General features: G+C 40.1%; 22 protein-coding genes and 2 pseudogenes. 7 read left to right on the plus strand and 17 right to left on the minus strand.

Annotated elements, in window-relative coordinates; translation table 11 throughout:
• Positions 1–68: 68 nt before the first annotated feature.
• From ANA7108_RS0100525 to ANA7108_RS0100540, 4 genes are all read right to left on the minus strand, one after another.
• Positions 69–602 (minus strand): hypothetical protein, encoded by a 534-nt coding sequence (locus ANA7108_RS0100525; RefSeq protein WP_016948795.1) that lies wholly within the window; start codon positions 600–602, stop codon positions 69–71.
• Positions 602–1,171 (minus strand): hypothetical protein, encoded by a 570-nt coding sequence (locus ANA7108_RS0100530; protein WP_016948796.1) that lies wholly within the window; start codon positions 1,169–1,171, stop codon positions 602–604. Before ANA7108_RS0100530 ends, ANA7108_RS0100525 begins: the two co-directional genes overlap by 1 nt.
• 228 nt (positions 1,172–1,399) lie before the next feature.
• Positions 1,400–4,801: a hypothetical protein gene (locus ANA7108_RS0100535; protein ID WP_016948797.1), complete on the minus strand. Its 3,402-nt coding sequence runs from the start codon at positions 4,799–4,801 to the stop codon at positions 1,400–1,402.
• Positions 4,802–5,656: 855 nt separating this feature from the next.
• Positions 5,657–6,622 carry a tyrosine-type recombinase/integrase gene (locus ANA7108_RS0100540; protein WP_016948798.1) on the minus strand — a complete coding sequence of 322 codons (966 nt, stop codon included), beginning with the start codon at positions 6,620–6,622 and terminating at the stop codon, positions 5,657–5,659.
• 137 nt (positions 6,623–6,759) lie between these two features.
• Between ANA7108_RS0100540 and ANA7108_RS0100545 the strand changes: the two genes are divergently transcribed.
• Positions 6,760–7,335: a hypothetical protein gene (locus tag ANA7108_RS0100545; RefSeq protein ID WP_016948799.1), complete on the plus strand. Its 576-nt coding sequence runs from the start codon at positions 6,760–6,762 to the stop codon at positions 7,333–7,335.
• A 124-nt stretch (positions 7,336–7,459) separates the two neighbouring features.
• Here ANA7108_RS0100545 and ANA7108_RS0100550 read toward each other — a convergent pair whose 3' ends face one another.
• Positions 7,460–7,651, minus strand: coding sequence for a hypothetical protein (locus ANA7108_RS0100550; protein ID WP_016948800.1), 192 nt, complete (start codon positions 7,649–7,651; stop codon positions 7,460–7,462).
• A gap of 134 nt (positions 7,652–7,785) precedes the next feature.
• Here ANA7108_RS0100550 and ANA7108_RS0100555 point away from each other — a divergent pair, with 134 nt between their 5' ends.
• Together ANA7108_RS0100555 and ANA7108_RS0100560 are read left to right on the plus strand one after the other, a co-directional pair.
• Complete coding sequence (locus tag ANA7108_RS0100555; RefSeq protein WP_016948801.1) at positions 7,786–11,079, plus strand: DEAD/DEAH box helicase; 3,294 nt, start codon at positions 7,786–7,788, stop codon at positions 11,077–11,079.
• Positions 11,080–11,085: 6 nt separating this feature from the next.
• Positions 11,086–11,925, plus strand: a complete 840-nt coding sequence (locus tag ANA7108_RS0100560; RefSeq protein WP_016948802.1) for an SWIM zinc finger family protein — start codon at positions 11,086–11,088, stop codon at positions 11,923–11,925.
• Positions 11,926–12,416: 491 nt separating this feature from the next.
• Here the strand turns inward: ANA7108_RS0100560 and ANA7108_RS26530 are convergent, their stop codons facing one another.
• A complete protein-coding gene (locus ANA7108_RS26530) occupies positions 12,417–13,139 on the minus strand; it encodes an RNA-guided endonuclease InsQ/TnpB family protein (protein ID WP_369750689.1) in 723 nt (240 codons plus the stop codon).
• On the opposite strand from ANA7108_RS26530, the pseudogene tnpA reads away from it, so the two are divergent.
• Positions 13,099–13,434: pseudogene (tnpA, locus tag ANA7108_RS26535) on the plus strand (IS200/IS605 family transposase); the annotation flags it as partial. The gene ANA7108_RS26530 and the pseudogene tnpA sit on opposite strands and share 41 nt — an antisense overlap.
• Before the next feature lie 412 nt (positions 13,435–13,846).
• Here the strand turns inward: tnpA and ANA7108_RS0100575 are convergent.
• Positions 13,847–15,475 (minus strand): TAXI family TRAP transporter solute-binding subunit, encoded by a 1,629-nt coding sequence (locus ANA7108_RS0100575; protein WP_016948805.1) that lies wholly within the window; start codon positions 15,473–15,475, stop codon positions 13,847–13,849.
• A 353-nt stretch (positions 15,476–15,828) separates the two neighbouring features.
• Here ANA7108_RS0100575 and ANA7108_RS0100580 point away from each other — a divergent pair, with 353 nt between their 5' ends.
• Complete coding sequence (locus tag ANA7108_RS0100580) at positions 15,829–16,062, plus strand: EF-hand domain-containing protein (RefSeq protein WP_016948806.1); 234 nt, start codon at positions 15,829–15,831, stop codon at positions 16,060–16,062.
• A gap of 62 nt (positions 16,063–16,124) precedes the next feature.
• Here ANA7108_RS0100580 and ANA7108_RS26540 read toward each other — a convergent pair whose 3' ends face one another.
• Positions 16,125–16,313, minus strand: coding sequence for a tyrosine-type recombinase/integrase (locus ANA7108_RS26540; protein ID WP_084776854.1), 189 nt, complete (start codon positions 16,311–16,313; stop codon positions 16,125–16,127).
• Between ANA7108_RS26540 and ANA7108_RS26545 the strand changes: the two genes are divergently transcribed.
• Complete coding sequence (locus ANA7108_RS26545) at positions 16,299–17,063, plus strand: HlyD family efflux transporter periplasmic adaptor subunit (RefSeq protein ID WP_016948808.1); 765 nt, start codon at positions 16,299–16,301, stop codon at positions 17,061–17,063. The two genes, ANA7108_RS26540 and ANA7108_RS26545, sit on opposite strands and share 15 nt — an antisense overlap.
• Here the strand turns inward: ANA7108_RS26545 and ANA7108_RS0100595 are convergent.
• The 6 genes and pseudogenes from ANA7108_RS0100595 to ANA7108_RS0100615 form a co-directional block, all read right to left on the minus strand.
• Positions 17,053–18,282: a sorbosone dehydrogenase family protein gene (locus tag ANA7108_RS0100595; RefSeq protein WP_016948809.1), complete on the minus strand. Its 1,230-nt coding sequence runs from the start codon at positions 18,280–18,282 to the stop codon at positions 17,053–17,055. The two genes, ANA7108_RS26545 and ANA7108_RS0100595, sit on opposite strands and share 11 nt — an antisense overlap.
• Before the next feature lie 381 nt (positions 18,283–18,663).
• Positions 18,664–19,671, minus strand: a pseudogene (locus ANA7108_RS0100600) (transposase); the annotation flags it as partial.
• Positions 19,553–20,107, minus strand: a complete 555-nt coding sequence (locus tag ANA7108_RS31285; protein WP_369750690.1) for a DUF4158 domain-containing protein — start codon at positions 20,105–20,107, stop codon at positions 19,553–19,555. The pseudogene ANA7108_RS0100600 and the gene ANA7108_RS31285, both read right to left, overlap by 119 nt.
• A 74-nt stretch (positions 20,108–20,181) precedes the next feature.
• The gene (locus ANA7108_RS0100605) at positions 20,182–22,509 is read right to left on the minus strand and encodes an AAA family ATPase (protein ID WP_016948811.1); all 2,328 of its coding nucleotides are present in this window, start codon (positions 22,507–22,509) and stop codon (positions 20,182–20,184) included.
• Positions 22,510–22,787: 278 nt separating this feature from the next.
• Positions 22,788–23,333 (minus strand): GIY-YIG nuclease family protein, encoded by a 546-nt coding sequence (locus tag ANA7108_RS28390; protein WP_016948812.1) that lies wholly within the window; start codon positions 23,331–23,333, stop codon positions 22,788–22,790.
• Positions 23,326–23,556, minus strand: a complete 231-nt coding sequence (locus tag ANA7108_RS0100615) for a hypothetical protein (RefSeq protein WP_016948813.1) — start codon at positions 23,554–23,556, stop codon at positions 23,326–23,328. Before ANA7108_RS0100615 ends, ANA7108_RS28390 begins: the two co-directional genes overlap by 8 nt.
• Positions 23,557–23,636: 80 nt before the next feature.
• Here ANA7108_RS0100615 and ANA7108_RS0100620 point away from each other — a divergent pair, with 80 nt between their 5' ends.
• Positions 23,637–24,482 carry a hypothetical protein gene (locus tag ANA7108_RS0100620; protein WP_144052329.1) on the plus strand — a complete coding sequence of 282 codons (846 nt, stop codon included), beginning with the start codon at positions 23,637–23,639 and terminating at the stop codon, positions 24,480–24,482.
• A 433-nt stretch (positions 24,483–24,915) separates the two neighbouring features.
• Here ANA7108_RS0100620 and ANA7108_RS0100625 read toward each other — a convergent pair whose 3' ends face one another.
• The 3 genes from ANA7108_RS0100625 to ANA7108_RS0100635 form a co-directional block, all read right to left on the minus strand.
• Positions 24,916–25,656, minus strand: a complete 741-nt coding sequence (locus ANA7108_RS0100625; protein WP_026103908.1) for a DUF72 domain-containing protein — start codon at positions 25,654–25,656, stop codon at positions 24,916–24,918.
• 411 nt (positions 25,657–26,067) lie between these two features.
• A complete protein-coding gene (locus ANA7108_RS26560) occupies positions 26,068–26,286 on the minus strand; it encodes a hypothetical protein (protein WP_237741467.1) in 219 nt (72 codons plus the stop codon).
• Entirely contained in the window at positions 26,276–26,809 is a 534-nt protein-coding gene (locus ANA7108_RS0100635; RefSeq protein ID WP_016948817.1) for an HAD hydrolase-like protein, read from the minus strand. Before ANA7108_RS0100635 ends, ANA7108_RS26560 begins: the two co-directional genes overlap by 11 nt.
• Between the last annotated feature and the right edge of the window lie 153 nt (positions 26,810–26,962).

Consider the following 26,962-nt stretch of genomic DNA (forward strand, 5'->3'; position numbering starts at 1 on the left):
TTTCAGAAAATTACTAACTTTCTTTTATCCATTTTACACGCTCGTCACTCACATTTCTCTTTCCCTCACTATACCGAAATCCTTTCAACCAAAACCTGTTGAATAATTTGCTGCTTCAACGAATCCGCCGCAACTGAAGCAATCATTTCCCAATCTTCTTGAGTCAACATTAACCCAAGCAGTTCCCGCAATACCTGATGATTAGAAATAAATTCTTCCCCAAACAGTTCATCCCTCTGCAACACAGCTTGAATATGTTCTTTAACAGTAGGTGTAGGTAGCCTGAATCTTTCCAGCAACTTCTCTCTGGCGGTAGCAGATGCTATAGAAGTGGCAGTTCCTAAATTCCAATCTTTGAGCAACAAACGCACTTCTCGATTCAAAGAAATCCGCAAAGTTTTTAAACGATAAAATAATTCGGGATTAAGTAACAGTTGACTAAAACCAGAACCCCAATCTAAACCAGCACCAATATTACCCCCTACCTCTTCCTCAGCTTGGATGCTTTTTCTCAACCATTCTTCATTAAGTAATAAATCCATCGGGTTTGCTAATTCTTGGTTAGAGGTGAACGGAATATAATTAGATTCTTGCTGATTCATTACTTACCCTCACTGCTTTTGTTATAAGAACGCCATACACCGTACTCAAAATAAACTAAATCATCGTAATCTTCATCTTGCCCTAAATCTAGCATTCCTTGATTATCGTAGAATTTTTCCGTTCCTGGTAAAGAATGCAAGCCTACCCTACCTTCATAACCTAGCTGGAAACTGCGGGTTCGGGCAAATACCAGAAATACACTCCCGACACCTTTATATCGTGGTGGGCGTTGGACATCCTGGCGATTCCAAGGTGCTGTAGCAATTCCATCAATATATACTAAGCCTTTACCGTCTGTGATGCGTGATCCGTGCATCTGAGTTTCCATCAGCATCAATCCTTGGGTTTCACCTTCGCACTCAATGGCATAACCTTCACGGTTTGAACTGCTGGCAATAAATCTCAGTTTAAACTCCCAGTCCCAAAATTTATCAGCTTGTACGTATAAATTTAGTCGGCTTTTCCACAGCAATAGATAATCGTCAACGTGCTTTTGTACCATTTCCATTAAATACGCATTTACAAAAGTGCTATCCTCACCACGAATTAACTGAACTTGCCTTTGCACTCCTTACTCCTGATTGGTGAAAATGACTGTGGTAACAAACTAAAATACTATCATTAATATAGCGTTTTCTAATCTAACGAGGTACAAAATTATCTGCGTTCATTTGCGTTTATCTGCGTTCAATTCTTACTGCTTGTACCTCACTTGAATGGTAATTACTATAGTTGAGTTTCCTGAGTGCAGCAAACAAGATTTACGAATGCTTCTGTACAACCTTCACCAAGTTTATCAGTTCAATTCTATATTTTGACTTTGACTCTGGTTTCTATTATTTGATATTTCCTGTTTATTATTTAGCGATGCCTGGGTTGAGTATAGCGACTTCCCAAAGGATATATTTGCTGATAATCGCTCCCTCTCTAAAATCATCTCCTCTAACTCACTTGCGGCTGCTTCTGAAAGTGGAAATATCTCCTCACCCGTGTGAATATTCCCTCTACAAATCGTTCGCTTATTCTCATTCCGCACAATAAAATCACCACTAGACTGAACATAAGCCGTCCACTGTCCACCAATTTTGAATTGCTCAATTTCCTTACTTTCAGATTGATTGGCTTGTCGCTGTTCGTAGGTAATACCAATTGCTTCTACCAAATTATCAAACATTTCCTGCCGCCAAAATTCACGGTGAATAGCTCGCAATTCCCCAGCATTATCTAACTTTGGTTCTGATTCTGGTAATGTCACATCTGGTAACTCTATCGAATCAGAATTAACCTTGAGGATAATACTAGAACCTTCTGGTTTTAATGTAGCTGCAAATGTAGTTCCCACAGGCAACTTCGGACTATCAGGTGCAAAAGTTCCTAAATTCTGACCATCAATTTGTAATATTGGTGTCCCGTTATAACGATAAAAATCTGGATGTGATTCTGGTAATTCAAAAACTCCTACTTCTAGAGTCACACTCCGCTTTCTCCATTGCTGGCTGGCAAAGTTTTCATCAGCAAAATCATTGTATTTAATCCCCAACACTTTCATTTCTTCAAACTGAAAATCCTGAAGCTGCTGACATACTTCCTCAGTAAATAAATTATATGCCAAAGCCCCCACACCCGCATCCTGACGTGATGTTGCCCAACTATGATCTACAGGAGGGATAATTCGCAAATCTTTGGGGATATTCAATTCATCTAAATCGTGAATGTTGTCACCAAATTTAGCTGCTAATTTCTCAACTAATTTGGGAGATAAATCTTTAAACGCAAATTCAATCACAGGTAATTGGGGATGAATAGTGGCATCAAATTCAATTCCCTTTTGGTCTAAAGATTCCTTCCATTTAATCGCATCTTTCCCAAACGGAACAGTCAATACATAAGTATCTTGTGGTAATGCTGCACTAGGCATTTCATAATTATGCTCAAAGGAAAACGTAATTTCCATCTGTGCTGCCAACTGTAAACAATCTTTACGATGTCGGTCTAATTCTGGACGAGTGTGTTGGGTATGCCATAGTGCTGCTGCACCCTCAAATCTATCCTCTGGAGTGGTGAATAATTCATCAATTTCGGCTCTGTAACTATCGTAAAGTTTGCCCAATTCTTCATTAAATGCTTCTCTATCATCTCCCACCCGTTCTTTAATTTCATCTCTCGATTGTTGAAACCTAGTTTTTAATTCTTCTGCCCATTCTAAAGCATCTACAGATAATGTTTCTTTGGGAAACAAATAACGAAATTCATGTCTATCTCTACTGCGAATCCGTGTTGGTTCCCACAAGGGATTTACTACTTCTCTGGCAATCACATTTATTGCTCCTGGGGCATCTGCTGGCATAGCAAAGGAACGATAAAGCCGGTCATCTTTTTTAAAGTCAAAGAAGTAACTGGGATGGGATTCTGACCATTTTTTAGCATCTGCTAATAAATTTGCACCATCAATTTCTTTGATGTCCTCCAATCTTTCGGCACTTTTGGGTGAATCTACTTCTACTTGCAGTGCCTGAAAAAGACGATTCAGCAGCTTCCTTTGTCGTCTGACAAATCGTTCCGTATTTTCACCTTCACGGGGCGTTGAGGACTGGACACGCCCAATATTTGTCGCCACTAGACCTACTTTATTTTGACTGCTGGCAGCGGCAATTTGCGATAAATCACGGTATTTTAAATTGCCTTCTTCATCTATAATTTCTGTATATGCCAGTTTAGGACGTTGTTTAACTGGTTTAAAATGTCCGGATTCACCTGCGCGGAGTGTTTCTTTGGCAATATTGGGCAGTTTATTAGCAGGACTAACCATTAATTGGTCGCCGTCAAAATCAGCTTGGTGATATTCCTCAGCATCTTTGGGGTGAATCCAAACTACGTTGCGAGTTTTCTTTAATTCTGGATCATGGACGTTACTGTAAAGGCGGATATTGTCTGAGTTGACAATGGGGTAACGGGTGAGAATTACATCTCCTTCTGGTAGATGGGGGACACAAATTGTCCCTCGTGGTAAAGTGTCGCATGGCATGGCCATACCTGAATTATGACTGTATCCACTTTTAATGGCTAAGTCACGCCATTGATTGGCTATATAATCAGTAGCAAATTTGCGAAATTTGGGTGTTTCAATTAATTGACCATATTTATCACTGCGAAGTAGAGAAATCCAGCGAGATTCCTGTACTTGATTGTTAGTATTATCATCTATTCCATTAACAGTTTCTTCTGTTTGTTCTTGTTGAGATTGTTGTTTATCATATTGTTGAATAATGTATTTTGCCAAAGTCAAGGGATTACTTTGTAACTGTGCCAATTCCTGAGCTTTTTTCTCAGTTGGTTGACTTAAATCTTGTTCAATTGCTGCTTCTGAATACCAAATGGTAAACTGCCAACTATTATCGTAACTGGTGGCTTTGGCATTACCTCGATTACCTATTACTGCTTGGGGAAACTGATATTCACCACAAGAGATTAAATCTTGAAGTTGGGATTTTTTGATCCCTTTAATTGAGGAACGATCCATAACAATATCGTAACCTTCAGCATCTGTTAATTTAGCATCTGGTAAAAAAGTTCCTTTGGCTAAAAAGCTGGTTTTTGGAGATTGTGTGGTTAAAAAGCTAGTTTTTGGAGATTGCGAGTTATCACTTTCAGCCCAACATTTCATCCATGCAAATCGAAATTGTAGTGGACAATTGCCTTCTCCTCCCAGTTGTTTAGCTAGTCGCGGTGAAATCTTGCCGTGACAGTCTCCGGTTTTGTAATCAGCATATTGTGGGTCTGTAAAGTCTACGATTTTGACTCGTAAGTTGGTAAATGTTTCTGTACCTTTATAGCAATTACTAACTAATAATGAACCATAACGACAAGCGGTATCTGGTTCGGTGGCAAATAACCGTTTAATTTTTTGACGCAGTGTATCATCAGCGAAGTAATAGTTGTCGCCTGAACTAAAGGCTAATTTGCGTTTAATGCCATCTGTAAATGTTCTTTGTCTTAAATGATTGGCATCGGGATTTTTACTATCAATTTTCACCAGGAGGAGAGATTGTAATTCTGATGGCTCAAATATTTGTGCTAATAGGGAATTTTTGATAATTTCTGGTTCAGATAAATATCTCCCCTTGCCATTGTTGTACGACCCATCAAAGATAGGTATACTCAGTCCAGAACCTTCTATGATTTTAGTAGTTAAATCCATTACCAGTAATCTATTAGACGGCTGATCTAGCAAGCATCAGATTCTAATATTTATCCTGGCATGGATTTACACTCAGCAAAATCGTCCAAGTGGATATTTTACTGATGTCAAAAGATAACTTGGCAAGTGGGAAACGAGCGAACCGATAGCTAGTACAACACAGCATAAGTAAACCCACCATTAAAGTTGGCGAGAAATCTGTGATTTGAAACCCTGGAAGTAAATGATAGTGCAGTGATGATTTTGGGAGATGACACCCTCAAAGCGATCGCCCACCGCAATTATCGCTCCCATACTTCAGAGAAGTTACAAAACCGCACCCCGTAATTAGTAAAAGAGCAATGCAGTATCAGAACTAATGACATAATTTTTGAGGGAAACCAGAATCAGGGACATTGACTAAGGCAGGCATTCTGCGATCGCACATTTTTATTCTTATCAATTTGTAACCGTTCACGGGGGGGATCAGAAAAATGCCTAACAGGAAATTACACAGAATCAATACGAAAACCAATCTAGATTTGATTTTTTCCGGTTAATTGTGAATAGTCAAAAGTGCAGTGCTATAGTCGTCTGTCAATTGTTTTTTAGACATTTCAGGTGCTATTAGTCGATACCATAAATCACTCTAAACCATTACCAAGTAAGAACTTTAGCATTTGGGCGAATGTTTTACCCCCCCCCCTGAACGGTTACAAAAAAACCAAAATACAGCAGTTTGCTCCCGTTAGGAGGTACAACATCTAAATTCAAACCTATACACCAAGCCAGTTTTACTCCTGACTCCTGACTCCTGACTCCTGACTCCTGACTCCTGACTCCTGAATTCTGAATTCTGCTGTATGAGCGAAAGATTCAAACCAAATCCTCCAATAAAGCTGTAATTTTCCCCTGGGCTTTAGTGCGGTTGTCATCATAAATCATTAAAGTATTCAGATTGGCATGGCGGCTCAACTTCTGCACACTCCTAACATCCCCACTACTAGCATCCAACGCCGCTGTCACTGATGAGTGTCTAATTTTATGGGGGCTGACAACTTTGGATATCCCCGCCACACTAGCAATCTTGACAACAATCTTGCGAATTCCATCCCCCGTCAGCCGATGTCCGTAGTGAGGTCGCAGGGAAATAAACAACGGTTGCTTGATATCTAATTCCTTCCTCTCCCACAACCAATCCTGGAGAGCCTTGCAAGTCTTGGGATGCAAGTCAATATTTTCCTTCTGAGTACCCTTTCCCTTGCCCAAGATACTCAAAGTCCGTACTTCTAAATCCAAATCTTCAATATTACAGTGAGAAATTTCCTCGCGTCGCAGAGCATTGGCCCACAACAGCCGCAGCAGTGCATAATCCCGTTTCCCTTTCATTGTTTCCCTGTTTGGCACCTGAAGCATTTTTCTAAATGCTTCGGGAGTAATTCCCGTCGTATCTCGGTAAGGTTGAATTTTCTCGCTCTTAATATCAGCTAACGTCCAGTCACACATACCCACCTTATAGGCGTAGTTAACCAACGCCTTAATTGCCGCCAAGCGGCGGTTAACAGTTGCTTCCTTCAACCCACAGTCAACCAACTCCGCCTTGTACCGCAAAACCAAAGTTACAGCCGAGTACCTGTGCATCTGCAAAAATTGCCCCACTAAAGTTGGTGTTGGCATCTGGTCGCACACAGAGAGGAAAAATTTGTTTAAATCTTTAGCGTATTCATGACGGGTGCTTTTATTGCGCTTGCCCACCAACAATTCTGCCAACAAATCGCGTTCAGCGGCAATTTGGAAGGGGTTGACCTTGGCAAGTGAATCTGACTCTTGGGGCGGCAACATACAATTATCGAAAATGACTCTTTTCGATAATTACTTTATCATTTATCTGGGGGTTTGAGTTCCGCGCACCGACACCTGCTCCCACAACACATCTGGTAAACTGTCTGTACTAGGGTATATATCCGGTGTAGAAAGACATGGCTAACGTGGAACGCGAATCGATTAATTTCAAACTCCCCAAAACCCTCACTAATGCACTCCGCTCCGCTGCACGAGAACGTAATACCACTGCTACTGATTTAGTCATACTCGGCTTGCATCACGTTTTGGGGCAAGTTCCTGGTACAGCCAATAGTTTAGAATTTCGTCTACAGGAACTAGAAACTCAATTTTCCCAAGTCGCCTCTGGTATAGAGCCACGTGTAGAAAGTGGTGTAGATGAGAACTTAAAAGAGAGACTTTCGCAGTGTGAACTCAAACTTGAAGGAATCGCTTTGAGATTGGCACAAATTGAAGGGGCAATCTCCTTACTCGCACAGCGTTCTTCAACTAATTCGAGGAGACAATCTTTTAATTACCACCCACCACAGATGAAACTTGAAGCTTATATGGGAGAAAATCTGGCTAAACGATTGGGTATTGATTCAGCTACTTTGGAACGAGAACAAAAAAATCAGAGTTCTCAGGATTTTGAAAGGTGGAGCAGGTCAAAAGATCCCGGTTCAGTTGGCTGGCGGTTTGGCGACGATGGACTCTACCACCCGATCAAATAAATTAGGGCTTGCTGTATGCACAATACCAATACCTTTGCATTTAATTTTTGAGATGAAATTTTATTTTAATTAGTTTTCTCCGGGGAGTTTGGAATTCCCCTGCTCCCTTATCCCCGGATGTATTTCAGACATCAACGTTAATATTTTCAATTTGTCTAGCAGCTTTCTCCCAAAACTTGGCTGTAATCTCATCTTTCCAATTATTTCGGAGATTTTCCGCTTTTTTGTGGCAGATTCGTTCTAACATTTCTAGGATAGCGGCTAATGTCAATTTATCGACTAATTTTTCCAAAACATCCATATCATCGTTTTTCATCACAGAAACCTCCTGAAGGTTTTAAACTCTGCTCAAATTGATGTATGCTAAACATTAAAGTTTATCTACAGAGATAATTGATATAAAAGCTATAAATCGCTATAATCACCAAACAATCCAGATAGATTACAACTATGAAAATCCTTCATGGCACCTGGATACCTCACACAGAAACTGACTTTATTCAGTCAGGATCATTTTATCTGTGGATAGAAACGCCTGTACCAAAAAGCAGCCGCAATCATAAACAACAGATTCATCCTGGACATCTAGCTAAGGGTGAATTAATCAACTTCTTAGTCCAGGAATTGGGAATTAAAGAACCAGCACCCCAATTAAGCCAACGCATATCTCCTAAATATTTTGCTTTACCAACTGCCGATAATCAACCCCTGCCTTCACCAGAATTAATTAAATATCTAGAAATAGAAATCCCAGAAGAATATACAGAATTTCAATATTGGCAAGTAGATTGTTACCAAACCTTAACTTCTGTTAAAAACAATACACCTGCAATTAATATTATTAGACTACTCAATGATATTCATTTTTTAGCAATTAATAACCTGAGTGAAATTCAACTCGGTTATGATTTATTATTTTGGTATCACTATACGCAATCATTTAAACAAATAATTCTCAAAGACCAATATATCCCAGCCCTTAAATATCGCCAATTAGAAACTCCTCCACCCAAAGGTAAAACTAAAAAACCAATTCCACCTGCATTTGAAATCTATGCTGGTTGGTCAATTATTTCTGAGCAGTATGAAGCCAATATTCAAAAATATATTGAATATATGCCCTTGATTTGTGTGGCAGGTTCAAACGTAAAAAATGAAAATATTGAGTTTTTTGATGAAGAAACCCTATTACGTCACTTTTCTGAATCTATCCTCCATAATATAGTTAATCACACTCCCTCTACTGCTGCCTTTGATAAACAAATTACAGATTCCTTAGTTTACTATTGTTTTTCTCAACAACATAATCCCCGCACAGCAAATATAACTTTAGAAGAATACAAACAATGGCAAACATGGAAAAGTAAAATTACTCGCTCCCAATCAGAATTACCTTTTTATCTGTGTTTTCAATTAAATTCACCTGCTGCTGAACAAATAGATAACTGGGAAATGCAGTTTTTGGTATCTAGTAAACAAGACCCTTCTCTGAAGTTGGATTTGGCAGATTATTGGCCAATGAGTCAAAAAGCTAAAACAGCTTTACATAAGCAATATGGTGAAAACTTTGAAACTAATTTGCTATTAAATTTAGGATATGCAGCACGAATGTATCCGCAGTTATGGCAAGGATTAGAAACAGATACTCCCGTGGGAATGCAACTAACGTTAGAAGAGGCATTTTCATTCCTTCAAGAAAGTGCTTGGGTGTTAGAAGATGCAGGTTTTAAAGTTACTGTTCCGGCTTGGTATACCCCTGCTGGTCGTCGTCGTGCTAAACTACGACTCAAAGCTTCCGGTAAAAGTCGTTCTGCAACTAAGGGAGAAAACAAAAGCTATTTTGGTTTGAATTCTTTGGTGCAGTATGAATATGAATTAGCAATTGGTGAACAAGCTGTTACTAAGCAAGAATGGGAGCAATTAATTAATGCTAAAGCTCCTTTAGTACATTTTCGCGGTCAGTGGATGGAATTAGACCGGGATAAAATGCAACAATTACTAGAATTTTGGCAATCTCATGGTGATGAAAAACCAGAGATGTCTGTGCTGGAATTTCTCCAACGTAATGCTGAATCTGGGGAAGATTGGGATATTGAACATGATGAAGTTTTGTCAGATATGATGGCGAAACTACAAGATAAAAGTAGTTTAGAGCCAATTTCTGACCAGTTAAATCTGCAAGGTAATCTGCGCGAATATCAAAAGCGTGGTGTGGCTTGGTTAGAATATTTGGAACGTTTGGGTTTAAATGGCTGTTTAGCGGACGATATGGGTTTAGGTAAGTCGGTACAAGTGATTGCTAGACTTGTCCAGGAGCGAGAATTGTTTTCCTCTGAGGAAGAGATAGGAAGGTGGGAAGATGAGGGAGATGGTGAAAATAAGGAAAATAAGGGAAATAAGGGAAATAAGGGAGAGAAAAGCGACAGGGGGGACGGACAAACAAGATTATCTAATGTGCCACCAACTCTGTTAATTGCACCTACTTCTGTGGTTGGTAACTGGCAGAAGGAAATTGCTAAATTTGCTCCGCATCTGCAAAGTATGATACATCATGGAAGCGATCGCATCCAAACTACTCCTGAATTCAAAACAGCTTGTCAACAGCATGATGTCGTCATTACCTCTTTTACCTTAGCTCGCAAAGATGAAAAGCTTTTACATGGTATTAAGTGGCAAAGAATTGTTTTAGATGAAGCGCAAAATATTAAAAATCCTAAAGCTGCACAAACCAAAGCTATTCTTAAACTTTCAGCTAAACACCGACTGGCTTTAACAGGAACTCCGGTGGAAAACCGTTTGTTAGATTTATGGTCAATTTTTAACTTTCTCAATCCTGGATACTTGGGTAAAGAAGCACAATTTCGTAAATCTTTTGAGATTCCCATTCAAAAAGATAACGACAGAATAAAATCAAGTACGCTGAAGAAATTAGTTGAACCTTTGATTTTACGTCGGGTTAAAACAGACAAATCTATTATTAATGATTTACCTGATAAAGTTGAACAAAAACTCTACACCAATTTGACTAAAGAACAAGCTTCATTATATGAAGTAGTTGTTAAAGATGTAGAAGAGAAGTTACAAACAGTGGAGGGAATTCAACGCAAAGGTTTGATTCTCTCTACTTTGATGAAGTTGAAACAAATTTGTAACCATCCTGCTCAGTTTTTACAGGATAATAGCGAATTTTCAACAGAACGTTCTCACAAACTTAGCCGCTTAGTAGAAATGGTAGATGAGGCTGTTTCTGAAGGGGAAAGTTTATTGATATTTAGTCAATTTACGGAGGTATGCGAACAAGTAGAAAAATACATTAAACACAATTTACGTTGCAATACTTACTATTTGCATGGTGGCACAAGTCGTCCACGTCGAGAAAAGATGATTACAGAATTTCAAGAACCAGATACAGAAGCTTCGGTGTTTATCTTATCATTGAAAGCAGGTGGTGTAGGGATTACTTTAACTAAAGCTAATCACGTTTTTCATTTTGATAGATGGTGGAATCCTGCGGTGGAAAATCAAGCCACAGATAGAGCTTTTCGGATTGGACAACAAAAGAATGTGTTTGTCCATAAATTTGTGGCTATTGGTACTTTAGAAGAGAAAATTGACCAAATGATAGAAGATAAGAAAAAACTTGCTAATGCTGTGGTAGGAAATGATGAATCTTGGTTAACTGAGTTAGATAATGATGCTTTCAAACAATTAATTGCTTTAAATAAAAGTGCAATTTTGGAGTAAAATATTATGGTTAAATTTAGTAGAACATGGTGGGGTGATAGGTTTATTAAAGCATTAGAAAATTTTACTGATGATGGTCGCTTGCAACGAGGACGTTCCTATGCAAGTAGTGGTAAAGTTCTGAATTTTGAAATAGAACAAAATCATATTACTGCTAGAGTCAAAGGTTCAGTTAATCCTTACTTTGGTGTGTATAAAGAACCAACTTACAATATTTATATTGAAATTAAATCTATTCCTAAAAGCAGTTGGAATGAAGTTATTGACAAGCTATCATCTAAAGCTAGTATTGTTTCTAGGTTGCTACTAAATGAAGTCCCAGAGAATATTGAAGATACTTTTAAGCAATTGGGATTAAATTTATTACCCCATAGTAGTAAGGACTTTCAAACCAAATGTTCTTGTCCAGATTATGCTAATCCCTGTAAACATATTGCTGGGGTTTATTATTTAGTTGCGTCCCAATTGGATAATAATCCATTTCTGTTATTTGAATTGCGGGGGTTATCAAAGGAGGAACTTCAATCTAAACTGGCTAAATCTAATTTAGGTAAAGCACTTTCACAGGAATTGAATACTCAAGAAGTTAGTTTAGAATCTTCTACTTCGTTTTATACTAAGTTGGAAAAACAATCTGTTGATGAAAAGCCAAGTGTGCGGGAATTTTGGTTAGGAACTAAGCGTTTACCCCAAACTATAGAAGTACCAAGTTCTAGTGGTGTTTCGGCAATTCTTGTCAAGAAACAGGGCGATTTTCCGGCTTTTTGGCATAAAGATAATTCTTTTATTGAAACAATGGAGGAACTTTATCAACGGGTGAAAACAAAAAATCAAAGTTTACTTTAGTTTTAGCAGCATAAACTGTTTTTGGTGCAGCAAGTGTGGACAAATACTACATAGGGTTTGCTGTAAAGCCCTGCGGCCATAGCTCCGCTTACCGCGTAGCGTGCCGTTAGGCATAAAAGTTATCTGTGTTCGCGCAGCGTGACGTAAGTCATGGGCTAGGAGTCAGAATTCAGGAGTCAGAATTAGAAGAAGAGAAGAATCGTCTTCAATCTGGTCAAGTGATAGGTAAATGAAAAGTTTCAACGCTTATTCCTTGCACCTGATTCACCTTTTTCACCTTCAAACTTTTGATATATAGCGTTTCCCAGTCTAATGAAGTACACACCAATTTATTCACTGTTCCCTGTTCCCTAAAACGAAAAAACTTTGTACCTCACGAGCATAGGAACGGCTATATCTAAGTTTTAGCTTTATTAAGCAAGCCCTACATAAAGATACCTACTCTTTCGTGACGTACCTACACCGCCTGAGTACAGGTCGGTGTAGGCTTCTCAGAGACTCTTCAACGAAGACATAATCTGAGCTTTAAGATCGTGCGTCCCACGATTCTTTATATTTAGAGAGGCGTTCAGATCCCTACACAAGCTGACCTTACAATCAGGGCAATTGTGTGTTCTTTCTGATAGCACCTTTATTACCTTAGTGCCACAATTAGAGCATTCTTGACTAGTGCCGTTAGGATTTACAGCAATTACCTTCAAACCAGCATTTTCGGCTTTGTTCAAGAGGATTGAAATAAACTGCCCCCAACCTGCGTCATTAATACTTTTAGCCAATCGTGACTTAGCTAGACCTTTGATATTCAATTTTTCTACTGCGACAACATCATACTTTTTGAGTAAGTTATTAGCGGTTTTAAAATGAAAGTCTTTCCGAGTATCAGCGACTTTCTTATGCTGTTTTCCCAACTTCTGAATAGCTTTTTTGCGACGATTAGAACCCTTTTTACGTCTTGATACTCTGCGCTGTGCCGATTTTAATTTACGTTCAGCTTTACGTAAAAATTTTGGTGCAGGAATTCTTTCGTCGTCAGAAGTAACAATAAAGTCAATCAATCCTACATCAATTCCAACAATATTATTAACATCAAAATCATGACTAACAACTGGAACTGTTTTATCTTCTAAGCTCAAAGTTACATAGTATCCGTCTGCTTTTTTGGTTACAGATACAGTTTTAATGTCAAATATGCTGAACAGACTAAATACTGTAATGGAAGAATTGCTAGAAAAGTGGGATTGTAAACTAGTAGAGTTTAATGGTGAGGAGGATCACGTACACCTACTCTTTCAGTATCATCCAGACGTTGAACTTAGCAAGTTAGTCAATAATCTAAAGTCTGTATCATCTAGAAAACTCCGCAAAGAATTTGCAGAACATCTTGAAAAATTTTACCGGAAAGACGTATTTTGGAGTGGTTCTTATTTTGTTGCTAGTTGTGGCGGTGTTACGGTTTCTACTCTTAAAAAATATATTGAAGCGCAGGAATCGCCTACAGAATCAACGTAAGAATTTGTTCGTTTCCTCCATGTCTTCCTCTCTCGCCTACGGCATTGGTCAGAGGACTGTCGTCAACTCACTCGCATTCATCCCACACTCCTAAAAGTGAGATGTGGGACTTCTGCTGAAATTAGTTAAAAAAATGTCCACAAATTGTGGACAAAAATCGAAGTTCTTAATCTTTCACAACCGGGTTAGGTGCTAGTTTTCACAAAAATGTCCACAAATTGTGGACAATAAACAAAACCTATGCAACATCCTATTCCACGAATTATCTAAATTTTCTCCCTCCACCTTTTCAAGTTTATCTCTCCATCCTTCAAACCCATTACTCAACTTGCTTGCGGCTTATCTTAGTGCCATTCGGCTATGATGCTTATACAGCAACTACTTTAACTTCTTTGTCGCCCCCTAAAAAATCTTAGTTCAATGATGGGTTCTTACGTTCAATAGAATCCCTTGTAGCTTTATATGCCTCAATAAAAGTTCGGAATGATTCTTGAGAAATATTTTCTAATACCAAATCACTCACTACTTGTTCGAGAATTTGATCTAACTTTTGTTGAATCAGTACATTTTGATTTTGTTGACGATATTGCAGTAATTTAACCACTATTTTAATATATTTAGCCGCATTCTCTCTTTGTGTTTTTTCAATAGTTTGTTGAGCAATTTGTTTATCTCTTTCTATCGCTTCCCTAGTATTTTTATAGGCTTCGTTAAATGTACGAAATGACTCTTGAGAAATATTTTCAGCAACCAGAGCTTTAGCAGCTTCATTAAAGGTTTTATCAAGCATTTTTTGTCTTTCTTCAAGCTGGTATTGACCTTCTTTCATTAAGCTGATAGCTGATTTAAGATATTCATCAGCTTCATCTTTTTTACTCTGTTCAATCCATAACTTGAGTTGATGAATCCATTGTACTATCAGTAAAAACACTGTTAATAATAAACCAATATAATCGGCGTATTCTTGAATAAAAGATGGTTTATTTCTTTCATAGAAAGCCAAAGCACCAGGATGTAAAAAAATATCAACACCACTATTTTCTCTAGGGCGATTAATACTAGAAATTAAAGGTTTAACTTCAGCATAATTTAGAGGAATTTCATTAGCTATTTCTTGGCGATTTTCATAGATAGCCTGAATAAATTTTCTAATCACATTAGCATCTACTTGATTACTTGTTAATAGTAATCTTGATACTGCTACTGTAGGTAAATTAGTATTAGGAACAGGGTAATTACCTCTATATGCACCCTGAGGAATTATCGCAGCTTCAAAGGCAGGTTGCTTAATTTTCATCGCCTCGGCTTGGGGAATTGATATTAATCTCCCCTGATAATTATTGACAAGATTAGCAATAGATTTATTACCTACAGCACGGACACGAAACACAGCATCGGCTTTATTTTCACGAAAATCTTGATCCGCTATCTGATCATTATAACCAGGAATAGGTTTACCACTACTATCTACACCTGTAATTTTAAAGTCTTTTTCACTCAAACCAAAATGCTTTGCTACGGTCAAAAAAGACTGATATTGTCCACCATTAGCGGCTAAAGCAATAGTTTTCCCTTTAAGTTGCACAAATTGATTAATCTGAGGATTTTTCACAACTAACTGAAAAGTATCTTTATACAATAAAGCTACTGTTCTCGCATTAGCTTTAGACTGAGAATTTAAAGTACCAATTTCCTCAGCAGCAACATCCACCTGAGCCATTGCTAACTGAGCTTTTCCTACTGATAACATTTCTAGATTTTGTGTTGTCCCTCTAGTTTCTTCTATTTCCATTTTGATATTAGTTCTACGTTCAATTACCTTTTTTATAGCTTCACTGATAATATAACTTTCTCCGGTTTTATCTCCAGCAGCTATAGTCAATTGAGGTGGTGTCAGATAATTAAAAATATTCCAAACAATGATGACAAACGTACCAATACTAGTAAAACCAAGTCCTAAAAAAATTAGCCTAGAGAAAGGATCTAGCACTAAAAAAAAATTCAAAAACTTGGATTGATGGTTATTTTTAAATGTTGCCATATCTGCAAACTAGTGTATTTACAAATTGATAGATATGCACTTTTATACAATAACAGAAGACAATATTCCAGGAAAGCAACAGTTACAGTGTGTAGGGTGCGATCGGCGAGTTAGGTTTAATTTCATAAAAAAGGATGACTGAAAATTAGCTGTATCTGGTATTGAGTGAGAACTTTGGCTCGCTCGACCGTGCCGATTGATTTTCATTGTCCCAACTGTAGACCCTGTATCACAGCGTACACCTGATCTAAGCCCCAGCGATACCCGTTTCTACGTCTAAGGATACAAGTTTATTTAATTTTGAGAGATTAATGAGATATTAAGTTGAAAAACGATTCTTCAGATAGAAACTTATGACAACCGAGCAAGAGCTTCAATCTCTTTTTAATACCTTAGATCGCGATCTAGACGGCAAAGTGTCCATTAATGAGCTTTTTTTAAGTCCTGGCTTAAGTGCAATCATCTCATCAGAAACAAATACCAGTAGCCCCCAGGAGTTACTAGCACGGTATGATTCAGACGAAGACGGTAGTATTACCTTTGAAGAGTTAAAGGAAGCAGTTGAGAAAGCAAATAATTTAACCTAGCAGTCAAAAAACCCAATACCCAAAATCCCTCTCTAGCCCACGCTTTGAGGGATCTCGGCTTACTACCAATATTCCCAGAGTTGAGAGATTGCTCCCCTTAGCAACGCCGTTCGCTCATCCGCCCCCAAGGGATGAAATCCTGCCTCACTCCCCTTCAAGCGGTTAATCCACACCGCATTTTCCGCCAACATCACCGCATCCCACTTCAAGCTGCCCGCTTCACTCGCTCTTAAACCGTGTCGAAACATCATCAACAACAAAGTGCGATCGTCTCAGCCCAAGCAGAACTGAAATTAAATCAACGACAGTATGAAGATAGAAAAATTACCACAGTTGCGGAAGTAAGAGAGGCTCAAGCCGCCTTAGAGTTAGCAACAGAAGAACTTGCTAGATATCAACAACTAGCCAACACAGGGGCGATCGCACAACTGCAACTAAAAGAACGGGAAGCAGCCCTGAAAACTGCGGAAGCGAAACTCCAAAGAGTGCAAGCAGCAATTAATCCTAGCAATGCAGCCGTAACAATGGCACAGGAAAAAATTGCCCAAGCCAGCGCCGGTGGGAAAGCAACTCTTGCCCGATTAAACCAAGAAAAGGAAGAATTAGTCCAGCGGCGAACAGAAGTCGAGACTCGACTGAGTAGCGATCGCCTCGAACTCCTACAAATTGCCACCGAACTGAAAAATACAGTCATTCGTGCCTCTGTTTCTGGTATCCTTCAAAAACTCAATCTCCGTAATATTAAGCAAGTCGTTCGTCCCGGTGATGAAATTGCCCAAATTGCTCCCAAGGATGCGCCCTTAATCGTAAAAGCTTTTGTCGCTTCTGCTGATATCGGCAAGTTGGAAACAAACCAAAATGTGCAGATCCGGGTTTTTGCTTGTCCTTATCCAGATTATGGCATTCTCCAAGGGACGGTAAGTGCTGTTTCCCCAGATGTGTTTATGTTTGCAGTTCGCTACAGCTACCCTTCTAGGCGATCGCATGAACTTAACGAGTAATGCGGAGAATTTTATCCCGCTGTGGAGGACAATTTCCGCGTCCATCACAGTTACTGGTGGTGACATATAATTCACCATCTGTCCCCATAATTGCTTCTCGCAGTCGTCCATATTGACCTTGCAAATACACCTCATGACGCTCAATTTTTTGGGGAGATTGGGGGTTGAAAACAACGCGCTGCAAGTGTTGGGAACGGAGACTGGCAATTATTAAGCTCCCTTTCCACTCAGGAATAGAATTGCCAGTATAAATTGCTGCCCCACCAGGAGGTAAAGCTTCACGCCAAACAATTGACGGAGTAACCATTCCTTTCTTTGATTCACAACGGTAGATAGTAGGCCAGCCCAGATTGTCTCCTGCTTTTGCTAAACTGAGTTCATCGTGACCCCTTCTTCCCAAATCCCCACTAGGTCCGTGATCTGTCACCCATAGTGTCGATTTATCCAGCCAATCAAACCCTTGAGTGTTGCGAATCCCAGTTATATAGACAGGATTTTTAGCAAACGGATTGTCTTGCGGTACTTGTCCGTCAGGTGTCACACGCAGGATTTTACCAGCAAGGCTATTAACATCCTGGGAACTTTGCGGTTCTCTGGCATCACCTGTGCCAATGTAAAGCATTCCATCTGGTCCAAAGCGAATGCGACCACCGTTATGAAATTGTGCTACGGGAATATTATCAACAATTACTTTATCAGGGGAAGCAGTAAGTCCATTCTCAGACAGTCGCCATCGTTCAACACGATTAACCTGTGATCCATTTTTATCAGCAGTGTAGTAAATGTAAAAAAATCGGTTTTTAACAAAGTTAGGATGAGTGGCAATACCCAATAAACCATCTTCACCGCTTTCTGTGACATTGATAGTAGCGACTGGTTTGGGAATAAGTTTACCATTCCGCACGAGGCGGACTCGTCCCGGTCGTTCGGTAATTAACATATCTCTATTTGGCAGAAAAGCTATTCCCCAAGGAACTTCTAGACCTGTTACTACTTCTTCTACCCGCAGTTTTACCTGCCCTTGGGAACCGAAGCCATTTTCTACTAAAGTACAGGCTTGATTGTTAGTAGCAGTTTGTTGGCTTACTTGTTGGGCTGTTTGTGTTTGTTGATTATTAGTGTTTGCGGACTCAGTTGTTGCTAAGTTGCAAGCTGAAATTCCTACTAAAACCATGCTAAAAAGTAATTTTCTAGCAAGAATAGTTCTGATCTGTTTCATGATTTTTTATCTCCACAAAATCACTATGTGCATAATTTTTGGTATGGCTAAATAATTTCTGTAAATTGCCAATAAATGATGTATGGACACTGGTAAGCTATTAAATATTTAAGTTGCACATTGAGGCAAGCAGGGGAGGCAGCCGCGTGGGCGGGTTTCCCGACTTGTAGAAGCGTTCGCGTAGCGGTGCGTAGCACTCAGCGGCTTCCCGCAGGGTGCGGACTGCCGTGGTTTCCCCCAGAAGCAACTGCCGTTGAGCTGAGGTGCTTCAGGTGCAGGGGAGAAGGATTCACGGTTTTTCCCTAAAATTAAAAATAGGGGTGAAATGAGTAACGGTACAGAAAGTTACGCTAAGGCTGAAACGGTTATTACATAGGCATTCTAATCATCCTGTTCTAGTGGGTCGTTTGGATCACGCAGCGATCGCATTTCCCCCTGCATAACAGCAACAGGCAAAGAGAAATGATAACGTCCCAACATATTGATGTGAGAATGTCCCAAAGGTGATAGCCGCGCTACATCTTCTTGATTTATGCTCTGTTGGGAGCCAATAGAAGTCAGTGCAGCATCCATATAATATGTATTCCATAGTACTAAAGCATTGACGACCAAGCCCAAAGCCGAAAGTTGGTCTTCTTGTCCCTCCCGGTAACGTTGGCGCAACTCTCCCTTTTGACCATGAAATATAACTCTGGCCAGCCCATGCCGTCCTTCACCCCGATTTAGCTGAGTCAAAATGCGACGACGGTAAGCCTCATCATCAATATAGTTCAATAGGTACAAAGTTTTGGCTATACGCCCCAATTCCCCAATCGCCCGACCCAGAACAGAAGGTTTATCACCTCGGTATAAAGTTCGGATAATATCTATTGCACTCACCGTTCCCAACTTCAAAGAACCTGCAACTCGCAACATATCATCCCAATAATTCTCAATAAAAGAAGTATTGATCCGCTGCCGTGCTATTCCATTAAGAACGCCATAATCTGCTTCCGAGTCCAAACGCCAAAAGCGAGCTTCCCCCACATCAGCCAGTCGAGGGCTAAACTGGTAGCCCAGTAGCCAGAAAAGACCAAATATCACATCACTATAACCGCTTGTGTCAGTCATAAGTTCTTTGGGACGAAGAGAAGTCTGTTGCTCCAAAAGCCCAACCAACACAACCAGAGAGTCGCGGAGCGTTCCAGGAACCACCAAACCGTGAAAACCTGTAAACTGGTCTGAAGTAAAGTTGTAGTAAGTAATACCCCGACCCCGACCAAAATATTTGCTATTGGGTCCTGAATTCAGCGTCTGCACAGGCACTACAAAACGCAACCCATCTGCCGAAGCGACTTCTCCTCCACCCCAAGTCTGCGCCAATGGAATCTGAGTTTGAGCATCGACCAATCGCCTGAACTCGAATTGTTGCTGCATGGCGGGCAAGAGCTTTTAATCTGCTGGCTGGGATACCAGAGAAATTTAAAGTGTTGATACCCAGGGAACGCAATTTTACTAGACGATTTAAAGCATTAATCAAGGCGGGACTGCTGTGACGAGTTGGCGCTCGCCGTAACTGATCTAATGGCGTGTACCAAGTTTTCTCATCAGGTACTAGTAAGGCTTCAAGCTTTTCCTGCTGTGCTGAAGAAGGAAATTTGGATAAAATTCGCCACAGCCTTTTAGCCGTTCGTTCCCGTACACTGGCAACCAGACGCTCCAGAACTGTAACTCCAGGTAAAAGAATTTTATGTTCAACCAACCTTGCTGTCACCAAGTCAAATAAAACACTTGGACTTTCCGAACCAACCCAGGCACGTCCGTACAGCCAACGAACTAAATGTATGTATTAGGATTAAATTATTACAAATCAGCCTGAAAAACTTGAGCATATTGACAGATTGACTGTAATTTTTTAGGTTAATTTTGTACAGACTTGCGCCAAGCCTGTACAAATATAATACTAGTTTCCCAGTTCACTGTTTGGTTAAGCAAATACTGCGTGAAAATCTCCTTTATAGCTTTTAATTCCTGTGGTTTTAGAGTCAGAGCTAAACGGTCTAAATAACTTGGTCGTTTTGCATTGGTAGCAAACAAACGATTGAGAAAGGCTGGTGTAATGTGCATTGGGGTGGAACTTTGCTCCAGAACCGCTGCCACTTTCAAACCAGCTACTTCAAAAGCCTTTCGCAAATCCTCTACATCCCAATTCAGCATTGGGTCTGAGGAATGAGTATAAATAGCTTCTTCAGCCGTTACTAGGCGTTCGCCTAGGTTGGGGCGTAGTCCATCGTACAACTTAGCACCAAGCTTTTGCTGTTCCAGCAAACGATAAAGTCTTTGTGTATGCCGTGGCACAGTTTCTGCCAGTACAAGTCTTCCTGACTGGGGTAGGATTTGAGCTAAAACTTGGGCAGCCGCCATTTTATCAGGCTCATTTAATAGCGCATTCCGACCGATGATACAGTCAAATTGCACACTTGGTACTTGGGAGGCTAATACAGCAGGTAAGTCAGTTATCTTTGCAGTTATCACCATTGGTTGCCTTAATTCGTCCAGCGTCGCAGCCTGTTCCAGTAAAGCTTGGACATCGCTTTCACTGCGAACACAAGCATACACTCCACCTTCTGGGACATGGCGGACTGCTTCCCAGGTCAGTAAACCAGTACCTGCATTGATATCTAAAACGACATGATGACGCTGTAATTGAGCGATGGTGAAAATGCGATCGCGTACCGCTGCTAACTGTGTACCTATTTGCGAAAGTGTGCGTTGCAACCAACGTTCTGAAGCTGCATCAGTATTGCCGTAAGTTAGGACTTCTAGTGGTTCAGTACCTAAGCCGGACATCATAGCAGCAAGTTGAGCTTCACGACGACGTGCTACCTGTGTATTAATTTCCCCCTCAAAACCTTGGGTTGAGGGTTGGTAAAATACCTGTCCTTGCAGGCTAGCTGGTAGATATTGTTGTGCCACCCAGTGGTCACGGTAAGCATGAGGATAGAGATAACCTGCTCCATGCCCAAAACCTTTTTGATCACGATTGGCATCTTTGAGGTGGGTGGGAACTTCTGCTTCTCGTTCCTGCTCAACTGCTGCTAAAGCATCGAAGAATCCCATGATACTGTTGGACTTAGGTGCAGTTGCCAAATAAAGGGCTGCTTGGGCTAAATGATAACGTCCTTCTGGCATTCCTACACGGTCAAAAGCTTCTGCACAGGCATTGACAACTACCACAGCCTGGGGGTCAGCTAGTCCCACATCTTCGCTGGCTAAAATTAACATTCGCCGGAAGATAAAGCGTGGATCTTCTCCAGCATAAACCATTTTTGCCAGCCAATATAGTGCTGCATCTGGGTCAGAACCACGCAAACTTTTAATGAAGGCACTGATAGTATCAAAGTGAACATCGCCTTCTTTATCGTATAAAACGGCTCGCTGTTGAATGGATTCTTCTGCAACTGCTAATGTGATATGAATAACGCCTGTGGTATTAGCTGATGTTGACTGTTGACTGGTAGCTGTTAACGGTTGGCTTTTAACAGTGAACGGTGAATCCTCAGCAGTTAAGGGTGTTGTTCCTACTGCCAATTCCAAAGCATTTAATAATGAACGAGCATCACCGTTAGCAACATTAATAAGATGAGCCAAAGCATCAGGGTCTATGGTTATTGCTAAGTTGCCATAACCACGCTGTTTATCAGTTAATGTTTGTTCAACTACCCGATATAAATCTTGCTCGTTAAGTGGCTTGAGTTGAAAAATACGTGAACGACTAATGAGTGCTTTATTGACTTCAAAGTAAGGATTTTCTGTAGTTGCTCCAATCAAGATGACTGTACCATTTTCTACCCAAGGTAGTAGGGCATCTTGTTGGGATTTATTGAAACGGTGGACTTCATCTACAAAAAGAATCGTTTTTTGGTGGTGGTACTTGCGTTGTGCTTGGGCTGTTTCAATGGCAGCGCGAATTTCTTTAACACCAGACAATACGGCATTGATAGCAATGAAATGAGCGCGGGTAGTGTTGGCAATTACACGGGCAAGAGTAGTTTTACCAGTTCCTGGTGGCCCGTAAAAAATTAGTGATGATAATTGATCTAAACTAATGGCACGTTGCAGGAGTCGTCCCTGTCCGATGATATGGTCTTGACCAATAAATTCATCCAGAGTTCGGGGACGCATCCGTGCTGCTAGTGGTGCTTCCGTTTCTGTTAGTTGAATCAAATTTTGGTCAAATAAATCCATAAAATGCTGTGGTAAAAAATTTTTGTAGCTCTGGCGTTGCTTTTATAGAATCGAATAATAAATAAACCAATGTTATAGGCTGTAATCTTTATGAGGTTTGGGTTTTAAGGTTTTGAGTCCCTATAAACCTGTGATTTTAATGACGCAGCATAAAGTAGCGGAAGAACCAATAATTCTATGAGGAGCCTTGCAATAATAACTTGAACACTTTTGATAGAGAAGTTAAGCTCACAACTTGTTCCAGATTAAATTTGTACAACTTATTTTTACATGATGCCTTAACTTATCTGAGTTGTTTGTTTAGCAACTAAATATTGCTCGATGGCTTCACGAATCAAATCAGGTACTGTGCATTTTTCTAGATCAGCGATATTTTTAAGTTGCTGCTTCATCTGTGGATGCATCAATACTTTCACTTGTTCTGAAAGTGGCTCATCTCTGCCATAATCAAAGCGATACTTGGTTCCAAAATCGGGATTACCACCAGGTCTACCTCTTCCTAGCCCGTCAGTGTCTTTTCCTTCAACAGTGGTTCGATTAAGTGAAGGTTGAAACCATTCAATCAATGCTTTTTCAATTTCTGCCAGTAACGAGCAATCACTGATGTTTAACCAAGCTATTTTAATATTGTGATGTTTATCTAACTGACTCAATCTATGATGCTGTTTCCATCTGTTTCTTAGATTGTTAGTACGTCCAATATATCGGATAGTACCTTGCTGATCAATGACAAAATAAATAGCTGATATTTCTGGTAGGTTGTTGCGATTTACCAGCGGAAGATGGGGTAGAGCATGAGGATTTATTAATTCTGGACTATTCATCAAATTTGATCCCAAAATTTACGCCCAATACGAATTCAATGCGCCTAAGAGTTTCTATTGGTAAAGCTTTTGTTTCTTCGGCTTCTATTTTGTACCAGTTCATCGTGGTCATAGGAATTTGACGGCAGATTTCAGCCAAAGAACGCTTGTCTGCTTCTCTGACTTCTCTGATTTTTAGACCTAAGTTGGGAATTTCAATGTCTGTAATCTTCCTGACTTTCATTGCTAACTTTGCAGTAAACCTCCCGTCATAAACTGCCAACTGTTAGTTTATTATAGTATATAGTTTAGTAATTTTAACTTTTGCTTAACTTGTTACCAGATACTACGGACAAAACCATTATCTCAAAGAGCGCAGTTGAAATTCTTACCACTAAAGAATTAACTGAGGAAGAAGAGCGCGATCGCTTCCGTTTAGAGCGTCAAGTAGAGAGGGCGTTCTCCGCAGCTGGGAAAGCCTTGAGAGAATTGAGAGACAGAAAGCTATATCGCAACTCCCATCAAACTTTTGAGGAATACTGCAAAGACAGGTTTAGCTATAACCGTTCCCGTTCCTACCAACTCATCGACGCGGCCGATGTTGTGGACAACCTGGAAGAATGTCCACAATTTGTGGACATTTTGCCAACCGCTGAAGGACAGGTGCGACCACTGACAAAACTGGAAGCAGAGGAACAAGTTAGCTGTTGGCAGGAGGCAGTAGAGGCGGCAGGTGGTAAAGTACCATCAGGACGGATTGTTAAAAGTATTGTGGACAAATTACGCGAGAAAACGAACTTACCCAACCCCTACTATTTAGGACAAGTGTGTCAAATTTTACCTAAAGATATTCCAGAAATCAAAGGCAAAAACGGTTGTTGGGGAATTATTACTCATGTGGGTAATTATAGTTGCACAATTACCACTTGGGAAGGAGAGTATTTGGTGAAGATAGAAAACCTCAAGTCATTGGATTATGATGAGACTGAGTGTGAATATATGCAGCAATTGTGTCAGCGTCTTGTCAGGTTGCATCAAGTCGGGAATCTTGATGATGCTGTGGGTTGGTTACTGACTGGTTTAGGTAAGCGATATCAACCGTTTTTGACACCACTGCAAGAAAAGTTACTGGCTGTTGCTGAAGAAGAGTGTGGATTGATCTTGACTTAATTGTCTAAGTACAGGATTTGACAAGTTCATAACCTTACTGAGTCATCTTTCTTTATTAATTTGATTTGACCACCAAATCCATGTGCTTTTATTCAGTGGGGTTCAGAGTATTATATCATGACCGGGTAATTACTTACAGCGGTTTCCTCTGTTATAAGGTACAGTCCAATCTTCTTGCTATCTTACTTCTACTTTCTGCCTTAAAAGAAAGTGTACCTCATTACACCGGGAAGTGCTGTATAATAAGCTTTTTCCCATTCCCTCTTCTCTGTCAAGAGTTCCCAGCCCTAACAGATAAGTAGCTACGAAAAAATCTTTACCCATTAAAAAAAACAGAACTCACTGTATTTCTTCACTGTTGCCTGTTCCCTTGCCTAACGGGAGCAATTTATGTTGCACAAGTACTTATGATAACAGTAGTAAGTTTTATGCTCTAATTGCTGTAAACTAAACTCTTTAAACTGCGAGCATCACGAATTGCATATGCTTCGGCATCGTTATTAAAATATACATATACATCACAACCCTGTGTTATAAATGAACGAATACGTTCACTCCAAGTAAGTAATTCTTCCTCACCATAGCCAGTTCCCCATTTACCACTGTGCATCCGAATATAAGTCCAAGGCGCAGTGAGGCAAATGTCTAAAGGTACTGTTGGGCTGACTGGTAAGCAGAGGGCTACACCGGCACTTTCAAGTAGTTTGTAAACTTCGGGAATTAGCCAGCTTGGGTGGCGAAATTCCAATACATATCTTTGCTGCGGGTGGATTTGGAGTAATTCTAAAAAAGGTTGCAGGCGCTCTAGATTAATGTGCCATTGATGCGGAAATTGAAATAAAATTGGCCCTAGTTTTTCTTGCAAACCGTAGGCTCGCTCCATCAGGCGAGATACTGGCTCATCTGGGTCTTTTAACTTCTTCATGTGGGTGAGATAGCGGCTACCTTTAACAGCAAAAATGAATTTTTCTGGTGTTTGTAATCGCCAATTTTCAAACACAGCCAATTCTGGCAAGCGGTAGAAAGAAAAGTTAATTTCTACAGTAGAGAAGTGCTGAGAGTAAAATGATAATTGCTGGTTTTTTGGTAAATTCACTGGATAAAAAATTTCCATCCAGTGCTTATAAACCCAGCCACTAGTGCCAATTTGTAATTGGGGAGGATTTGATGTCATCGAATGTTCACTGATTAGAATGCTTGCTTGAAGCAATGCCCTCATCAAAATGATCGTCTTGTTGTCTTGATTAATATACTCGTCTAAATAGGGCTTGCTAACTGCAATTTTTTGGGGGTGATTACCAGCAATGGTCAAGTCTTCTTGGAGGAAATAATCATCTTGTTGCCCCTGGTTGATATTTTCTGGTTACTCATTTGTGTAAATCATTTTTAATGCTCCTAATCTTTTAAAATCCCTCTGTTTCTAGACTTTACTAGAGTTACTGTTGTGCTTTTATTTCCTGTAGCAATGCCTCATCCGAGTAGACACTTTCCCATTCCTCTTTTACAGCACTTCCCGGTGTAATGAGGTACACTTTCTTTTAAGGCAGAAAGTAGAAGTAAGATAGCAAGAAGATTGGACTGTACCTCATAACAGAGGAAACCGCTGTAGCTTTAAACGCACAGACCGAGCGCCACTTTTTGGTGTGCAAACAACCCAGTAATTATCAGGTTCTCCTTTGACTTGAGCCGCATCTTTGGTTTCTATGCTATCGGTCAGACCTGAAAATGTTTGCACACAAGTCCAAGTAATGACATTTGGATCTGTGACTTCCCATTCCATATTTGACTTTGAGTTACTGTACATCTGCGACTTGAGCAATAATCCCTTGATGTTGTTCTAGCCAATTTGCAGCCCATTGGAACCGTATTCCAGCACGACGAGCGGCTGTTTCATCCTCAGAGCGATCACCCACATAGCAGGTATTTTCTGGAATTTGTTTGTGCCGAACCATCGCTAACTGCAACATTCCGGCTCCCGGTTTGCGGTAATGTCCAGACCATTTGGTTTTACTGTGGTTATGGACATTATGCCGGGTGATGCGAAAACACTTCCTCCCTTCAAAGTCGGGGCAAAAATAGATTTCTCTTAATTCTGGAAATAGCTCAAGCGTGTACTGCTGTTCTTGAATACACTCTTGAAAAGACTTGTGTCCGGCAGCAACCCCGCCCTGATTGGTGATGCCAACAATAATCGAATCATCTTTATAGGTACTAAGAGCTACATCAGCACCTACAATAATTTCTTGGTCTTCAGGATGTAGAAAGTATTGCTGTCCGCTCAGTGGTTTGCGGATTGTGCCGTCCAAGTCTACCAGTAATAAGCTCATTGTTGCTGTATGTAATTTTCGCTTTTATTAGACTTTAGGGACTTCCAATTTAAAAAACATTCAACCTCCGGGGCGGAAGGTCTTGCACCCCTAAAAATATACAAATCTTTTGGGGCAATTTATTTGTTAGAAGCCCCTTAAGATTCACTGTCT

The sequence above is a fragment of the Anabaena sp. PCC 7108 genome (assembly GCF_000332135.1).
GTDB lineage: Bacteria > Cyanobacteriota > Cyanobacteriia > Cyanobacteriales > Nostocaceae > Anabaena.

What these genes read in the sequence shown, in the direction of transcription:
- ANA7108_RS0100555 (WP_016948801.1), top strand. Translation starts at nt 7,786, where the DNA reads ATGAAAATCCTTCATGGCACCTGGATACCTCACACAGAAACTGACTTT.
- ANA7108_RS0100545 (WP_016948799.1), top strand. Translation starts at nt 6,760, where the DNA reads ATGGCTAACGTGGAACGCGAATCGATTAATTTCAAACTCCCCAAAACC.
- ANA7108_RS0100605 (WP_016948811.1), bottom strand. Translation starts at nt 22,509, where the DNA reads ATGGATTTATTTGACCAAAATTTGATTCAACTAACAGAAACGGAAGCA.
- ANA7108_RS0100595 (WP_016948809.1), bottom strand. Translation starts at nt 18,282, where the DNA reads ATGAAACAGATCAGAACTATTCTTGCTAGAAAATTACTTTTTAGCATG.
- ANA7108_RS0100525 (WP_016948795.1), bottom strand. Translation starts at nt 602, where the DNA reads ATGAATCAGCAAGAATCTAATTATATTCCGTTCACCTCTAACCAAGAA.
- ANA7108_RS26540 (WP_084776854.1), bottom strand. Translation starts at nt 16,313, where the DNA reads ATGATGTTTCGACACGGTTTAAGAGCGAGTGAAGCGGGCAGCTTGAAG.
- ANA7108_RS0100625 (WP_026103908.1), bottom strand. Translation starts at nt 25,656, where the DNA reads ATGACATCAAATCCTCCCCAATTACAAATTGGCACTAGTGGCTGGGTT.
- ANA7108_RS0100550 (WP_016948800.1), bottom strand. Translation starts at nt 7,651, where the DNA reads ATGAAAAACGATGATATGGATGTTTTGGAAAAATTAGTCGATAAATTG.
- ANA7108_RS0100540 (WP_016948798.1), bottom strand. Translation starts at nt 6,622, where the DNA reads ATGTTGCCGCCCCAAGAGTCAGATTCACTTGCCAAGGTCAACCCCTTC.
- ANA7108_RS0100575 (WP_016948805.1), bottom strand. Translation starts at nt 15,475, where the DNA reads ATGGCAACATTTAAAAATAACCATCAATCCAAGTTTTTGAATTTTTTT.
- ANA7108_RS0100535 (WP_016948797.1), bottom strand. Translation starts at nt 4,801, where the DNA reads ATGGATTTAACTACTAAAATCATAGAAGGTTCTGGACTGAGTATACCT.
- ANA7108_RS0100560 (WP_016948802.1), top strand. Translation starts at nt 11,086, where the DNA reads ATGGTTAAATTTAGTAGAACATGGTGGGGTGATAGGTTTATTAAAGCA.
- ANA7108_RS0100580 (WP_016948806.1), top strand. Translation starts at nt 15,829, where the DNA reads ATGACAACCGAGCAAGAGCTTCAATCTCTTTTTAATACCTTAGATCGC.
- ANA7108_RS26560 (WP_237741467.1), bottom strand. Translation starts at nt 26,286, where the DNA reads ATGTACAGTAACTCAAAGTCAAATATGGAATGGGAAGTCACAGATCCA.
- ANA7108_RS28390 (WP_016948812.1), bottom strand. Translation starts at nt 23,333, where the DNA reads ATGAATAGTCCAGAATTAATAAATCCTCATGCTCTACCCCATCTTCCG.
- ANA7108_RS0100635 (WP_016948817.1), bottom strand. Translation starts at nt 26,809, where the DNA reads ATGAGCTTATTACTGGTAGACTTGGACGGCACAATCCGCAAACCACTG.
- ANA7108_RS0100615 (WP_016948813.1), bottom strand. Translation starts at nt 23,556, where the DNA reads ATGAAAGTCAGGAAGATTACAGACATTGAAATTCCCAACTTAGGTCTA.